Annotated in this window: 12 protein-coding genes and 2 pseudogenes; all 14 read left to right on the top strand. The window is 40.7% G+C overall.

The window, feature by feature from the left end; all coding sequences use genetic code 11:
• The first annotated feature begins 375 nt into the window (after positions 1-375).
• Positions 376-2,235: a protein DpdE gene (dpdE, locus tag V7K46_RS08955; RefSeq protein ID WP_335112243.1), complete on the top strand. Its 1,860-nt coding sequence runs from the start codon at positions 376-378 to the stop codon at positions 2,233-2,235.
• A 22-nt stretch (positions 2,236-2,257) separates the two neighbouring features.
• On the top strand, positions 2,258-3,076 hold the full coding sequence (locus tag V7K46_RS08950) for a helicase-related protein (RefSeq protein ID WP_335112241.1): 819 nt from the start codon (positions 2,258-2,260) through the stop codon (positions 3,074-3,076).
• A 72-nt stretch (positions 3,077-3,148) separates the two neighbouring features.
• On the top strand, positions 3,149-3,802 hold the full coding sequence (locus V7K46_RS08945; protein WP_335112239.1) for a hypothetical protein: 654 nt from the start codon (positions 3,149-3,151) through the stop codon (positions 3,800-3,802).
• Positions 3,799-3,960, top strand: coding sequence for a hypothetical protein (locus V7K46_RS08940; RefSeq protein ID WP_335112236.1), 162 nt, complete (start codon positions 3,799-3,801; stop codon positions 3,958-3,960). The genes V7K46_RS08945 and V7K46_RS08940 overlap by 4 nt, the downstream gene beginning before the upstream one ends.
• A gap of 12 nt (positions 3,961-3,972) precedes the next feature.
• Positions 3,973-5,541 (top strand): protein DpdF, encoded by a 1,569-nt coding sequence (dpdF, locus tag V7K46_RS08935; RefSeq protein WP_335112245.1) that lies wholly within the window; start codon positions 3,973-3,975, stop codon positions 5,539-5,541.
• Between the two features lie 84 nt (positions 5,542-5,625).
• On the top strand, positions 5,626-6,321 hold the full coding sequence (locus tag V7K46_RS08930) for a hypothetical protein (RefSeq protein WP_335112234.1): 696 nt from the start codon (positions 5,626-5,628) through the stop codon (positions 6,319-6,321).
• A gap of 245 nt (positions 6,322-6,566) precedes the next feature.
• Positions 6,567-7,136 carry a hypothetical protein gene (locus V7K46_RS08925; RefSeq protein WP_335112232.1) on the top strand — a complete coding sequence of 190 codons (570 nt, stop codon included), beginning with the start codon at positions 6,567-6,569 and terminating at the stop codon, positions 7,134-7,136.
• Between the two features lie 12 nt (positions 7,137-7,148).
• Positions 7,149-9,494 (top strand): annotated as a pseudogene (gene dpdH, locus V7K46_RS08920) (protein DpdH); the annotation flags it as partial.
• Between the two features lie 41 nt (positions 9,495-9,535).
• Positions 9,536-9,901 carry a hypothetical protein gene (locus V7K46_RS08915; protein WP_335112230.1) on the top strand — a complete coding sequence of 122 codons (366 nt, stop codon included), beginning with the start codon at positions 9,536-9,538 and terminating at the stop codon, positions 9,899-9,901.
• A gap of 18 nt (positions 9,902-9,919) precedes the next feature.
• On the top strand, positions 9,920-10,087 hold the full coding sequence (locus V7K46_RS08910; protein ID WP_335112228.1) for a hypothetical protein: 168 nt from the start codon (positions 9,920-9,922) through the stop codon (positions 10,085-10,087).
• Between the two features lie 33 nt (positions 10,088-10,120).
• Positions 10,121-10,513, top strand: a complete 393-nt coding sequence (locus V7K46_RS08905; protein WP_335112226.1) for a hypothetical protein — start codon at positions 10,121-10,123, stop codon at positions 10,511-10,513.
• Positions 10,514-10,525: 12 nt separating this feature from the next.
• Positions 10,526-12,604: pseudogene (gene dpdJ / locus V7K46_RS08900) on the top strand (protein DpdJ); the annotation flags it as partial.
• An 84-nt stretch (positions 12,605-12,688) separates the two neighbouring features.
• A complete protein-coding gene (locus V7K46_RS08895) occupies positions 12,689-14,464 on the top strand; it encodes a hypothetical protein (RefSeq protein ID WP_335112224.1) in 1,776 nt (591 codons plus the stop codon).
• 194 nt (positions 14,465-14,658) lie between these two features.
• On the top strand, positions 14,659-15,576 hold the full coding sequence (locus V7K46_RS08890) for an RNA-directed DNA polymerase (protein ID WP_335112222.1): 918 nt from the start codon (positions 14,659-14,661) through the stop codon (positions 15,574-15,576).
• The last annotated feature ends 47 nt before the right edge of the window (positions 15,577-15,623 follow it).

The raw sequence follows: 15,623 nt of genomic DNA, 5'->3' as shown, positions 1-15,623 counted from the left end.
TTTGATAGTTTTTTTGTTTGCTCGGATCGCATAAGTGAGTTTAATCAAGCTAAAAACCCCCAATCTTACCATAAAATAATTATGCAAGAGGTCTACTTATCTACCTCTGGGTGCCTACTGGTAAATTTATTGTGATGCAAATTGCTTTCTTACAAACCAAGCTGCAAAAATTAGCAAATTGGAAAATACAAGCTGAAAAGTTAGTCTGTGAACCACTTTTTACTAAAGTGGTAGGACACCCAGAGTTATTTTGTTGCCTAAGTTTGGATGATGCTAGGCTTCGCGTTAATGATGTCTTTCTGTTAGAGAAGCTATCTTGGAGGAAGAGAATAGCACGCGGATACAATACGTTGTATGCGTGTTATGGGAAGGTCAATGCTAACGTACTTAGTGGACTGGACTGGGAGTATGATAATACTTGGTTCGTTGGTACGTTCCCCAAATAACAGCTTGGGCATAGGCAAGGTAATTGATATATCTGACACTCAGGCAATAGTTTTTGAGTATTTTTACTCAGTTGGTCAACGCAAAAAACAAAGTTTACCCTTAAGTTCGCTATCTCAGTGTAAACTGGAGCGTCAAACTCGATGCTATATTTACCTGGAAAGCCAAGAAGCATGGCTTATCGGCAGAATTTACGAGTGGGATGAGGAACTTTATCAGTATCGCATTGACTTACCTGATAAAAAGACGATCGCAGTTAGCGAAGAACAAGTATACGTGCGTTGCAATTTACCTCAAGCAGACCCCATTGAAATTCTGGCAATGAAGGGGCAAGAAACGCCCTATTTCCACGATAGACGCTTTGCTTTTGTTAAATGCTTAATTTTACAACGCGCTGTCAGTCGGGGAATGACGGGATTAATTTCTGCCAATATTAAACTTTATCCACATCAAGTTGAAGTTGTCCGTCGTGTACTCGAAGATCCGATTCAACGATATTTATTAGCGGATGAAGTTGGACTAGGAAAAACCATCGAAGCTGGTGCTATTCTTCGTCAATATTTATTAGATGAACCTTTTGGACGTGCGGTAGTGCTAGTTCCGCAATATTTACTGGAACAATGGCGGCAAGAATTAGAAAATAAGTTTTACATCTCCCACTTTCTCAAGCGGGTAGCAGTGCTGGCGATTGAGGATATCCACAAAATCAACCCGAAAGCGAGTATTGGCTTGCTAATTTTAGATGAAGCACACCACATTGCGGCAATGGCGACCTCTAGCGATGCAGCAGTACGCCAGCGTTTTGAGACTTGCAAAAATATTGCTCATAAAAGCGATCGCCTGCTTTTATTATCGGCTACCCCGGTTCTCAACCACGAGCAAGATTTTCTCGCCATGCTGCATCTGCTCGATCCGACAACTTATCAACTTAATGACTTAGCAGGTTTTCGTGAAAGGGTAGTAAAACGCCAAGAGATTGGTCGAATTCTGCTGTCATTTCAAGAAGGTGCAAACCCCTTCGTCTTGAAAACTAATCTTAAAAATCTCCGCAACCTGTTTGCTCAAGACAAGTATTTACTTGAATTGGCAGACAATCTAGAAAATAGTTTACAAGCAAAAGCTAGCGATATAGTTGAAATTGTCAGGGCAATTCGTATCCATATTAGCGATACCTACAGACTTCACCGCCGGATGCTTCGCAATTGTCGCGCTTCTGTAGAAGATGTAATCTTTGACCGTAATATTACACTGAGAACCGAGTACGATTTAGATGAGCGATCGCCTGACATCCACGAACTAATTGAGGAGTGGCGTGATGTAGCTCCTGATGACAAACAATATTACCACATTTTTTTATTGTTTTTCCGTGCTTCTGGTACTTGGCTGGGTATTTTAAAACAGGTAATTCAAGCACGTTTAAGTAGTGAGACAGCGCTGCGGGAGGGTTTCCCTCCGCAGGCGACTGCGTTAGCGCAAGCGGTAGCGAAGGACGAGCGTCACCCGAAGGGTATATCCACTGCGGAATTAATTCGTGAGTTTGGCGCTGATAGTGTTCGTATCCTGACTGAAACTCCTAAATTTGCTGGGGAAGCAGAAATTTTGCAAAGCCTACTGCGAATTATAGAACAACCTTCAGAGGATGGCGATCGCCTTGAATTACTCAAGACAGTCATCCTGTATCAACTCTGCGAACCTTTAAAAGTACAATCCTTGAAATTTAACCTCCCTAAATTGCTTGCAGAGGTTCAACAACGGCTAAAAAGACCGATACCGGGAGATCAGTCTGCCTAAAATTGTTATATTTACCAGTTTTGTGCAAACTTGCACGGAAATTGTTCGTTACTTGAGCAATCGTTTTGGTGAGGGGACTATTGTCAGTCATCAAGTTGGACAAACTCCCTCTCAAGTAGAAGAGAACTTAAATCGGTTTAAAAAAGACCCCAAATGCTTTATTTTAGTTTGCGACTCCTCCGGCGAAGAAGGTCGTAACTTACAATTTACTAACTATATGATATGTTTTGACTTGCCTTGGTCGCCAAATCGCCTAGAACAAAGAATTGGTAGGATAGACCGGATTGGTCGTTTATTGAAAGTTGAGTTTACAGTATTTGCTGGCGTAGACTTACCCGATAGTCTCCATGATGCATGGTATCGCTTATTGAAAGAAGGGTTTAATATCTTTGGGCAATCTATTGCCAGTCTCCAATTTTATGTTGATGAGAAATTACCCTTGTTAGCAGAAATTCTGTTTAAATCGGGGGCAAATGGACTATTAGAAAGCATAGAAATCATTCAAAAAGAAATTCAGCAAGAGCAAGTAAAAATTAGCGAACAAAATGCCCTAGATGAAATTGATGCTCTGGATGAAAACGCTACCCAATATTTTCAAGCTTTAGACGATTATGATGCCCGTCATCAGGAAATCCAGCAAGTAACTGAAGATTGGATTTGTGATGCGTTGAGATTTCAGCCAATCACTGAGCCTAATTTTTCGATACTTAAGCGTTATAAACCTACCGGAAATACATTAATTCCAGCAAATGATTTAAGCAGCAATTTTGCAGAGGTTTTAGAAGAATTTGGGACTTTTAACCGTAGGGTAGCAAATCAACAGCTTGGTGCAAAAGTCTAGCGCATTGGTGAAAAATTTGTAGAAGCACTATCATCTTATATCCATTGGGACGACCGGGGTCAAGCTTTTGCTATGTGGCGAGTTGAAAAAACTTGGGATTCTGGGGAAGGTGAAGAGTGGTATGGTTTCCGATTTAATTACGTTATTGAAACAAATTTAACGAGTTACAAAACTACTACAGAATATAAAACTTTGCAAAGACGCGTAGATGGGTTATTCGCTCCAATTGTAGAAAGTGTATTTATTGATGCACGATATGAACCAATGTGTGCGGTTGAAGATGAAACACTATTAAATATCCTGCAACGTCCTTATAATGGCAAAGGCGGTAAATATCGAGATTACAACTTAGCCAAAAGTCGTTTATCTATTCTTGATAATTTTATTGAGCCTAGCAGTTGGGAAGAATTTTGCCATCAGGCGCGTCGCACGTCTTTAGAATTACTCAGTCAGCGTCCCGAATTTATTTCATTATGTGAAAATAGCGCCATCCGTGCTGAACAAAAGTTAGGTAAGAGACTAGACCAATTGCGCTTGCGTCTCAACCGACTTACTAACCAAGAGCGAATTTATAATACGGTACTGGAGCAAGAACTCAATAACGAAACGGCATTAAGCCAAGTAATTATCGAAGGAATTCGTCATCCTACCATTCGTCTTGATTCTGTTGGTTTTCTTATCGTTTCTGGGCAACCTCCAGCTAAATCTGAGGAGGATGATTTATGATTGACTCATTCTCAGAACTTCGGGAAATTCTCAAAACAGGTAAAATTCCTGAAGATATTAGTAATGTTTCAGAAGCCTGTCATCGGCGCTTGTTGGATGCGCTGCGAAACTCGCCTGGGTCTGGGGATATTATTAGTCTAGTGCGTCATGTGTTGTGACGGGAAGATGAAATACAGCGTGGAAGTTCTCCAATTTATCTCCAAATACCTCGGAAACCGCCTTTTCTCGATAGCAGTATTTGGGAGCGGGCTAGCATAACCGTATGGGGTGAAGACAAAGAACACTATTTTATCAGCGCCAGTCCTTGGCAACCGGAATGGCTTGACCTGGCTGACCAATATCCGCCAGGTACACCTTTATTTAAAGAAGAAAACCGACGGAATTATGAACCCGTTGTCGGCGACCCGTTTTTGCAACTCGTAGAGTTAGATGCTTATCGTAGTATCGGACAGCGTGAAGCAATTCGTGCAGTTTTGACTGCTCCTGATAATTCAACTTTAGTAATTAACTTACCTACGGGTGCGGGAAAAAGCCTTTGCGCTCAACTACCTGCATTGCTGAACTCCAGAAACAATAATGGTGTCAGCGTGGTAGTTGTCCCGACTACAGCATTAGCTATTGACCAAGAACGGGCATTAAAACCTTTTGTACACCATGCCACAGCGTATTATAGCGATGATACTGTGGAAGGTAAAGAAAGAAGAGAAGGGATACGCGATCGCATTCGCGCCGGAACCCAAAGGATAATTTTTACCTCTCCTGAAAGTTTAATGGATTCTCTGGCATCTGCTCTGTATGAAGCAGCCAAGCGGGGAATATTAAGGTATTTTATTATCGATGAAGCGCACATGGTAGAGCAATGGGGTGATGATTTTCGTCCCGCATTTCAAGAAATTCCTGGTTTGCGAAGAGATTTATTGCGTCTTAATTCCTTCACAACTTTATTACTAACAGGAACTTTAACAGAATCTTGTTTAGACACCCTGGAAACATTATTTGGCAAGGATTTACAAGTTATATCTGCTGTACAGTTGCGACCAGAGCCTGCTTATTGGTTTAAGCGATGTGAGAGTGAAGAAGTTAGAAAACAAAGGCTACTTGAGGCAGTTTATCATCTTCCCCGTCCGTTAATTATTTACGGAACTAAAGTTAAAGATGTCGAGAATTGTAAACGAGAATTAACCTGCGCTGGATTTAAAAGATGTGACCTGATGACAGGTAAATCTACTCCTCAGCAACGTGAGCAACTAATTGAAAAATGGCGGGAAGGGAAGATTGATATAGTTGTTGCTACTTCTGCCTTTGGATTAGGTATTGACCAATCAGATGTCAGGGCAGTAATTCACATTTGTATTCCCGAAACCATTGACCGTTTCTATCAAGAAGTCGGACGGGGAGGACGGGATGGAAAAGCATGTATGTCGCTAACATTATATACAACTGAAGACTTCAATATTGCTCGTGGTTTAAACGAAAAATCGACAATTACTATCGAGAGAGGATTGCAGCGTTGGCAAAGTATGTTTGCGAAAAAAGAACCCCTAAAAGACGGTAAATGTAGTGTGCCTATTGATAATGCTCCCTCTTGGCTAGAAGGAGATATTGATATGCAGAGTGACCAAAACAGGGCTTGGAATATTCGCACTTTAACGTTGATGAACCGAGCAAATCTAATTGAAATCGACTCAGAAGAACCTCCCCAGAAAAAAAACTCTGAATCAGAATCTGAACAAGCTTAGGAAGATTATAGAAATTCTCGCAGCATTCGTATCCGCAATGAATGCCATTTAGAAAAATTTATTTGGGAATCTGAAGTTGAACCAGTGCGCCATCAACGCCAAAACTGGAGTTATAAAAACCTTGAACTGATGAAAAAAACTTTAAAAGCTAAACGTTGTATTTCAGAAATATTTGCACAAGCGTATAGCATTTCCTCACGTCACACTCCAGAAACCAGAAATCCTGTGATAGTTTCTCGTGCTTGTGGAGGTTGTCCTGTTTGTAGAGAAAATGGAGTTACACCTTTTCCAGGAATTATGCCTGCACCAAGCCCCGTGTGGACAAAACCAAAATTTTTTGTCGGTGAAGAACTGCAACGCTTGCTTTTAGAGAATAATTTAATGCTTATTTTTTATGAATTTTTAGAAGATAAAAGTAAGAAGCGCCGGATAAATAAAGTGTTGAAATGGTTTGTAGAACAAGGGATGAGAAATATTATTATCCCTAGTGATTTACAGGAAACATTGATTAAAGAAGTAAACAGAATACCAAACGCTTTTATATTTTTATGGGAAACCTATCAACCAATAAAGATGCCACATATTCCTACCCTTATTTTTAATACTGAATCAGAAAAATTACCTTACAACTATTTATCAAAAAATAGTATGTCTCAGGCTCCACGTATTATTATACTGCCTAGAGATACACCCGACCCTAGCCGAACTGACCGACGGACGAAACCTCAAGCAGTTATTCAACGGGCAGAACAAAATTTTAATAAAAGATTTTATTTTTAAATTAGCAAAGATATGTCCGTTGTTTGAAATGGGTAAATTTCGAGAAGAAATTGAGGTAAAATTGCTCAACGTCAACCTAATTACCTGTCTACAAGTACAGCTTTCGCCTTGTTACGCCTTCATGAAGAAGGTTATATCAAACTGTATAGTAAATCAGATACAGAGCAGATGCTTTTACCCAAAATAAACAACCAAGTCGATGATGATGGGCGTATTTCTCATATTATCTGGCAAGGAGAAAAATAATGAGTTTTGAAAAGTTTATCTGCTGGAATTTGGATAGGGTGCAGCGCGTTATGAATGAGGAAGCGACCCAACCATCTAATCATCTGTTTTTAGCGACACATCATCCTATTACTATGTATCGTCAGGAACTGATAGAGGCATCATCGCGCATTGAATACGATGAACAAAAATTTCTTAAGGATTTTCTTGCAGAAAAAGAGTTTACCTTTGTACCAGTCTTGGGTGATTCTGGTACAGGTAAGTCACACCTAATTCGTTGGATATACGCTAATATAAAATCGACTGATAAACGCAAAGTATTGTTAATTCCTAAAATCGGCACAAATTTAAAAGATATTGTCGGTCTTGTTCTTGAAGGAATAGAAGGGGAAAAGTTTGATGAATATAGAAAAAGAGTAAGTCTTGCAACTACCACCTTAACGAAAACCCAAGCACGAGTACAACTTCTCAATCAGCTAGCAGCAGCAATTGGTGATGATGAAGAGAGAGATAAAAGTAAACTAACCGATGAGCAAAATTATCTTGTTGATGAACTAAACTCTCTATTATATGACCAATTTTTCCGTTAACATTGGCTAAAAGATGGCGGTATTATTCATCGCTTAGTTATCCATATTCTAGGATATAGTGATCAAGTCGCAATTATCGAAGAGAGACAGCAATTCTCTTTAGAAGACTTACCTATTGATGTGTTGAACTTGCAAAAAGCAGGGAAACAAGCTCAAGATTTTTATCCTTTTTTTATCGGTAATGATAGCATCCAAAAAACTACTATAGATTGGTTGAATCAACACTTAGATGAAGCTATTGCCAAGGTATTGAATTTAGGTCGAGAAGACTTGTTAAGATTAATGCGTGAAGTTCGAGAAACATTAGCAGAACAGAATCTCGAATTAGTTCTATTAATTGAAGACTTTGCCAAGTTCCAAGGTATCGACCGAGAAGTATTAGAAGCAATTTTAGCACGAACCCAACAACCGGGAAGTAACCAATTGTGCGCTATCAGAACAGCATTAGCTTGTACAACAGGTTATTTTGAAGGTTTAATTAAGACATTTGATACAGTTAAACAACGTGTTACTTTCAGCGTCAATCTTGATATTGGTACAGTTAGTGACCAATCTTTAATTACTCAAGTTGATATTCAACAGTTTGTTTCTAGATATCTTAACACGGTTCGTTTAGAAGATGAAGTAATTCTCAATTGGGCGAATTCTCAAAATCAGGAAGAAAATTATCAAAGAGAACCTATTGTTAGCGCCTGTAGTGAGTGCGAACACCGCGAAGCTTGCCATCTAGGTTTTGGAAATGTAAATGGAATGGGTTTATATCCATTTACACCCAAAGCTTTAGAGCAGATGTTGAGTAGAGTAAATCCTAAAAATTTTAAGCCGAGGATTTTGATTAAAGATGTACTTAAATACACTTTAGAAAATGGATTAAATGATATTAAGCAAGGTCGTTTTCCTTCAGTTAGTTTACGAGAACACTTTGGGAGAAAACGGTTGAGTACTCTATTGCAAGATGATATTAAAGCTAAAGACCCACGAAATTTTGAGCGCCGTGAAATACTTATAGACTTATGGACTAATAGCGATAAACTTTGTGACTTACCAGGTGAAGTTCATACTGCCTTTAATATACATCCACTTGGGGTAAACATTCAGCAGATAGAAATCAACCAGGTTATATCAAAACTTAAAATTCATCCTTTAACACCACAGGTTGCTGAACTAGCAAATGAGTATAAAACAGAATCAGAAAATGTAGTAGACATTCGAGAAAACGCTATTCCAGATAAACTTGCCGAACAACTCAAATTTCTGAATAATTGGAATAATCAAGGAGATTTGTCTCAAGATTTAGGAAAACCACTGCGCGAATTTATTTATCCCGCAATTCTGGAAATGATTAACTGGGATGCGGAAATATTACTCCAGGGAACTTTTGCTAGAACACCTGGTTCGCGAGAGGATGTTGACAGAGGTAATAAAATTTTCAAGCAAAAAAATGTTGTTTTTTATAGTCGTAGGGTAACTAGAGAAACCATTGCTGGAGTTAAGTTATCACTTCCTCTCAACCCGAATGATACGGATGAGTTTCGTGCAACTGCGATCGCCTTTCAAGGTATCCTACTATATAGCCATTATAAAAACTGGAAGTTTGAAAATGGCGATCGCTATTTCCGTACCTACACTCGACAATTAGAAAAATGGAGCCAGTACGTCTTAGAGCAAATTCGCCTTTACCCTCGTGAGTCTGGAGAAGCTTGGAACCCAGTACCAGCAGCAGTAGAATTACTGGCGATAACCTCCACGATGGCGGGACATCCTACAAATTCCTTGGAAGATGTGATTAATGCTTTGTTTTCAGACGTAGAAAATAATAACGATGAAAATCGCGCTTTAAGTTGGAAACAATTATTTAAATCCCTCAAAAAATATCGTAAAGACTTATTAGAAATTGTTCAAAGTCGAATTGCTTGTACCAAAGGAAGCTCAACCCAATTTCAAATTATTGATGCAATCCAAATTATCGAACCTCTAGAGAAGGTTAGAAAAACTTGGCAGCCTCAATGTGAAATTCCCGAAGATATCCGCGATAACAAACTTTTCCAGGATATCTACAAAGCACGCCAGCAAGTAGATGATCTCCTAGAAAAAGCCATCCAAGAAGAGTACGAACGACAGCTAGATATCTATCAGCGTCTAATATCCGAATTAGGAGAAGACATTAAGAAAAAGGATGTTGTTGATGCACTCAAAGCTGCAATGGAAGCAGCACAAGATGCAGCTGTATTTCGTGGTAAAAAAGACTTTGATGGAATGACAACTGTGTTAGATCAATTCAGGCGTACACCAATTAACCCTTACAGAGATACAATGAAGCGCGTACAAACTATAAAAATTTTAAAGGTAATTTTTTAAAGTCAAATGTAGAAAATCTAAAAACTACACTAGAGCAGCAATTGAGCGTAGCATGGAAAAACTACCGCGATCAAAAAATGCCTAGCACTGATAATGAAATACTAAAATTTTGGTCTGAAGTAGAAGCTTCTAAACGAACTGTTTTACAAATTCAGATTATAGACAGAGAAATAAAAAAAGTTATTTATCCTAAAAATAATGATGAATTTGAAAGCTGTGAACGTAAAATAGAGCAATTCAACTATTCTTGGAATAGCCTAAATTCTAGTGAATTATCAGAAGCCGTATCACGTTTTCTCCAAGCTGTATCCGATAAAGGAGCGCCTTTAAATCTTTTAACTCCAGAAGTTCAAGATTGGATTAATCAAAATGGCATTTCTGATTCTTTTAAAATTCGCTTGACTTAAAGTAAAGGCAGAGCAAGGGTGACTACCAACTGGGATAAAATAATTAGAGAATTTTTAGATAAGTTGGAACGCCAAGAAGTCCAACTTTTGACGTGGGGAATTGTTGATGGGGGATTTTCTGAAGATGAAATTGCAGAACTTGCAGGAGATTTTCTGAATAGTTGCGAGATTGATGAGGATGTTTAGGATTTTATAGGCCAAATCCTCGATCGCAAATTGTTGTTTGAATTGAATATTAGAGGCGATTACCTTTTCCGCACCCGGATGGCAGAAGCGGTGAGATTATTTGCCCGTCTTCGCCAATGGTTTCGTGATAACAATTGGCAAACATCTCCTACCTTAGTTGCTGATTATCGCCTACAAATCCGTCCGAGAATTTATCCCAAAAGGTATATTACGCCAGAAGCAGTAATTCAGCAGTTGGAAGCAGACAAACTGCTAACTCCCATACAGCAAAAAGCCGTTACAGCGATACTGCGTTCTAACGATCGCGGTGAGGTTCAACTTGCAGACTTCCAGCTACGCGCTACAAGCCGGATGCTGCGGGATTTAAACAGCAAAAAAAGTCGCGGGATGATTGTCTGTGCTGGGACAGGAACGGGGAAGACTTGATCTTTTTACCTACCAGCATTGGCGCATATTGCCGCTTTCTTGAAAAAGGATGAGTATTGGTGTAAAGGACTGGCAATTTATCCCCGTAACGAACTTCTCAAAGACCAATTTTCTGAAACCTATCAAGAAGCACGTCGTCTCGATGCTGTCGTCAAAGCAGAAGGTAAACGTAAAATTCTCATAGGTGCATTTTTTGGCTTAACTCCCAGAAGCGCAACTTTGGATCGGGTGCAGGATAAATGGGAAGCTGAAAGTGGTGGGTTTACTTGTCCTTACCTGCGGTGTCCGAGATGCGAAGGTGCGCTATCTTGGCGACGGGCTGATGTGGAAGCTGGTAGAGAACAACTTTCTTGTCTCAAGCCATCCTGCGGTGCTGTTATCCAAGAAGACGAAGTAATTTTGACACGCGATCGCATGGCGAAAACTCCCCCAGACTTGGTTTTTACCAGCACAGAAATGCTCAATCGGTCTATGGGAGACTCCCGTTACGGTCATGTATTTGGCATCGCGGCGGCGAAAAAGCCTCAGCTAGTTTTGTTGGATGAAGTGCATACTTATACAGGCATCCACGGCGCACAAGTTGCTTACCTGTTGCGGCGTTGGCAAAAAATCATTAACAAGAAAGTCCAATTTACTGGACTTTCGGCAACTCTAGAAAGTGCAGCAGAATTTTTCAGTCAACTTACAGGTTTAAATCCTGGTTCAGTGGAAGAAATTTCTCCTGGTGAAGACCAAATTGCTGTTCGCGTAGCGTCTCGCAGAGAGGGAATGGAGTATCAATTGGTTATCAGGGGCGATCCAGTATCAGGGACAAGTCTTTTATCTACCAGTATCCAAACGGCGATGCTACTGCGGCGCGTACTTGACCCATCTGAAGACCCTCCCAGCCAAGGTTTCTATGGTTCCCGTGTTTTCGCCTTCACTGATGACTTAGATGTTACCAATCGCTTGTTCCACAACCTTTTGGATGCCGAAGGTCGAGACAGTTGGGGTCGTCCCTTGAGAGGACGACAGCCATTAGCAGCATTGCGATCGCATAGTGCTGCTAATGGTAGAGAAAGGCTGATTGCCGCACAATCCTGGCTATTGTGTGAAGAAATCGGTCACGGTTTGCAACTGCCTTTAACCATTGGACGCACCAGTTCCCAAGATACCGGAGTTACGCCAAATGCTGACGTGATTGTGGCTACTGCATCTCTGGAAGTGGGATTTAACGACCCAGAAGTTGGAGGTGTCATCCAGCACAAAGCACCGCGAGATATGGCATCTTTCTTGCAAAGGAAGGGACGGGCAGGACGACGCAGAAGTATGCGACCTTGGACGGTAGTGGTGCTTTCTGATTACGGACGGGACAGAATCGCCTATCAAGGCTACGATACGCTGTTTAACCCAGTTTTAGAAAAGCGATCGCTTCCCATCGCCAACCGCTATGTTATTCGCATTCAAGCGGTTTTCGCCTTTATGGATTGGGTTGGACAGCACTTAGCTGCAACTAGAGGAAGTGTCTGGAGAGACTTTGCTAATACAGATTTATACTTAATTAACCGCCAGCGACTAGAAATAGAACTGATCAAAAACATCCTGGAAACAGAAGCAGGACAACGCAACTTAGAAACATATCTGCAATTAGCACTACACCTTACTAAAGATGAAGTCGAAGCAGTTCTTTGGGAACCACCGAGATCATTGATGATGGTGGTGCTTCCGACTTTGCTACGGCGTTTAGAGTCTGGTTGGAAGCGCCTTCCGATTCAGCAAGATGAATCAGACAAAGACTATCAAACCCGTGACCCGTTACCTGATTTTGTTCCCCCGAACTTATTTAGTGACCTGCTGTTGCCAGAAGTAATGATTACTACACCAGCACAGACGCGCCACGGTCATCCAGATATTAACCCCATGCCAATTGTCCAAGCCCTGAAAACCTTTACCCCAGGTAGGGCGACGCGCCGTTTCGGGGTGCAGCATATCTATGCAACCCACTGGATTGCACCGCCAGATTTGCAACAAAGAGAACAAGAATTACCCGTAGAAGACTATTGTGCCGAATTTGAAGAAGCAGGGTATTTTCAATTATGGCAAGATGGGTAAGTTGTAGATATTCGCTGCATTCGCCCTTGGGCAATTAATCCTACCCAAGTTCCGCCTAATATTTCAATTACCTCTAACGCCCAATTGGAATGGCGCAGTCAAATTATACCACCCGACTTGGGAATAAAACTCGAACTGCCTCAAGGTTCCCCTTGGTGCAAATTTATTACAGAAGTTTGTTGCTTTACTCACACTCAACAATCGCCGATGGAAGTGCGGCGGTTTGCGATCGCATCCCATGCTAACATTCGCTTTGACAATGGCCAGGAACTTGATACGACAATTCGCTTCACCCAGAGACAAGATGGTAGTCCGGCGGCTGTGGGATTTGCCCAATCTGTTGACGGTCTAGTATTTCGCTTTTGTATTCCGCCCAATTTCAGCATCAGTCCCAGCGATTCCAATCAAGAGAAAATTCGGGCGTTTCGCACGGCATATTTCCGACATCGGGTATTGACAGATGCGAGATTGTGTGAGTTAACAAATGTCTTTCAACGAGAGTGGCTTTATCAAATATATATATCGATGCTGACCGCCCGTGCCTTGACAGCCCAAATCTCCCTACATGAAGCTTTTGAGACGCTTTTGGGTGAAAATATGGGTCAAGAAATGGCAAGGGTTCTGGATAATATCTTCCAAACCTTGAACGTCGAGGAAACCCTACTGGAAGAAGGGGAATCTGCACCAGAACCAATTCAGGGACGGCAGAGGGTACATGATAGGTTGCTGGCACTTGGCAACGCAGACATAATCCAAACTATATTAAATGACCTTGCACCGATTCTCTGGTCAGAACCTGATGAGGAGTGGCATTCTTGGGTAGCTTTACGTTTTAAAGCGACTTTGGGAGGGGCGCTACTAGATGCTTGCGGGCAATTGTGTCCCCACTTTGATTTGGGCGACCTGATTTTAGATATCGATCCTGGCCCACGTCCACTAGATTCACCTGCTATTTCAGAGGGAGTAGAGGAAATTTGGATAACTGAATCTACCATTGGTGGCGGCGGGGTAATTGAGGAAATCTTGCGGCGCTATGCTGCTGACCCGGCGAATTTTTTTTGTTTGGCGGAGAGTGCATTGTCACCTGGAGATTTTGAGATTGTGGACTCGGAACTTACTCGTTTACTGGAGTTAACCCAAACCAGTGCAGATGTTGCCGATGTAATGGCTGATGTGCGGTTAGCCGAAAGACATAGTGAATTAAAACAAGCAAGCGATCGCCTCCGCAAAGTCCTGTCCTCTGAGGGGATTTTGGTAACGCATCCGGTGATGACTGCAATTAACGCACGAGTTTTGCGTCCTGGAAGTACCCCGGAAACCGATAAACTACTGCTGGATTTGATTCGTTTGTGGCATCAGAAAGAAGCGCGTTTAGGTATTGAAATTGATGCGCGGGTGTTTGCCTATGTCGCCAGCAACGATAACCAGTTAGATCAGGCATTGTTGCATCTTGGTTTAGTGCAGCCTAATCCCTATTGGCGGTTTCAAGTGATTTATGGGCTGTTGTGGGCGAGGGGAAATATAGTGCGATCCCGTGCTTTATCTTCCTATAATCCCTTTGCTGTGGTTGCCGATGCTGATAGAGAAATTTTACTGGATATTTTGCAAGTGGGCGATCGTACAGTTTGGCTGAATGAAACCAACTGGCAAGAACAAGTGGAGGAAGCGTTTAAGCAAGGTGCATCGGTTTCGCTGATAGCGTCTCCTGATGCGAGAGGAGATTTAAAGTCAGCAATTTTGAGTTTAGCAGTGGAACCAATAGAACTTGGGTTTTTGCAGGTTTACCCATTGGTGGAGGGGGTGCAGACGTATCCGCGAGGGTTTGGGGTGAGGCTGCGAGTGCGAGAAACGGTGCAGTGATCATGTGTACAAAAATATTTTTAGTATAAATTATGTATACTTAGTGAGTATACTTGTTAAATTAATATTATGATTTAGAGTCACTTATTTTATATGGTTCTAATCCTAGACTAGGAAGTTCTCTTAGGAAAGACTGAAATAATTACAAGCTTTTGATAATTTACATTTTATTGACTAAGTAATAAATATAAAAAATGACATTTCCTGAAAATTTGTGGGATAAATTTCTAACTTACGATAATTTTCTGCTGGCTTGGCAAAGAACAATTAATGTTACTAGCCGTATGATTATTGATGAGTTGGGGTTTAAAATATTTGCCTTTAATCTCGAAGCTAATCTAAAAGATTTAATAAGGCAAGTACAAGCGGAAGATTTTCCCTATACACCGTTAGCAGATCATAAAGTATATGTTCCCAAACCATCAACGACATTGTTCTCAATGTCGTTGATGGCTGTACCTGATGTTATTGTTTACCAGGCTGTTGTTAATGTTATTGCTGACGAAAGTCATCAATATCTGGTGACTCACCAGAATCAACATATTTTTGGTAATATTTATGCTGGTTCAGGTAAACGCTGGATGCTTCGTCCCTGGAAACAACAATATAATAACTTCGTTAATTCTGTTGAAAGATTATACCGTAAGGGGAATTCTTGGATTGCTTCAACAGATATTGTGTCTTTTTACGACACTATTGACCACGAAAGACTTATTCAGATTCTATGGAAATATAGTAAATGTAAAAAAGATAGTAAATTTGAAAACCTCTTGAGAGAATGTCTTTCAAAATGGTCAGCACATACAGCAGATGTAAAAATGAGTCGTGGAATTCCTCAAGGTAGTAATGCTTCTGATTTCTTAGCAAATTTATTTTTATATGAACTTGATAAGATAATGATTTGTCAAGGATATAATTATGTACGCTATGTAGACGATATACGTATTCTAGGACTTGATAAGCAAACTGTTCAGCAAGGACTAATTCTTTTTGATTTAGAGCTTAAGCGGGCTGGATTAGTAGCTCAGGTCACAAAAACTAGCATTCATGAAATAGAGGATATAAATAGACCTCTTGCAGAATTATTTTATGGTAAGATTGGGGGTTTTTAGCTTGATTAAACTCACTTATGCGATCCGAGCAAACAAAAAAACTATCA

This window comes from Nostoc sp., assembly GCF_036917395.1.
Classification (GTDB): domain Bacteria; phylum Cyanobacteriota; class Cyanobacteriia; order Cyanobacteriales; family Nostocaceae; genus Nostoc.
The sequence above is the reverse complement of the archived record's forward strand: the minus strand, read 5'-3'. Positions and strand labels throughout refer to the sequence as shown.

What these genes read in the sequence shown, in the direction of transcription:
- dpdE (WP_335112243.1), top strand. Translation starts at nt 376, where the DNA reads ATGCTAACGTACTTAGTGGACTGGACTGGGAGTATGATAATACTTGGT.
- V7K46_RS08945 (WP_335112239.1), top strand. Translation starts at nt 3,149, where the DNA reads ATGTGGCGAGTTGAAAAAACTTGGGATTCTGGGGAAGGTGAAGAGTGG.
- V7K46_RS08940 (WP_335112236.1), top strand. Translation starts at nt 3,799, where the DNA reads ATGATTGACTCATTCTCAGAACTTCGGGAAATTCTCAAAACAGGTAAA.
- V7K46_RS08925 (WP_335112232.1), top strand. Translation starts at nt 6,567, where the DNA reads ATGAGTTTTGAAAAGTTTATCTGCTGGAATTTGGATAGGGTGCAGCGC.
- V7K46_RS08890 (WP_335112222.1), top strand. Translation starts at nt 14,659, where the DNA reads ATGACATTTCCTGAAAATTTGTGGGATAAATTTCTAACTTACGATAAT.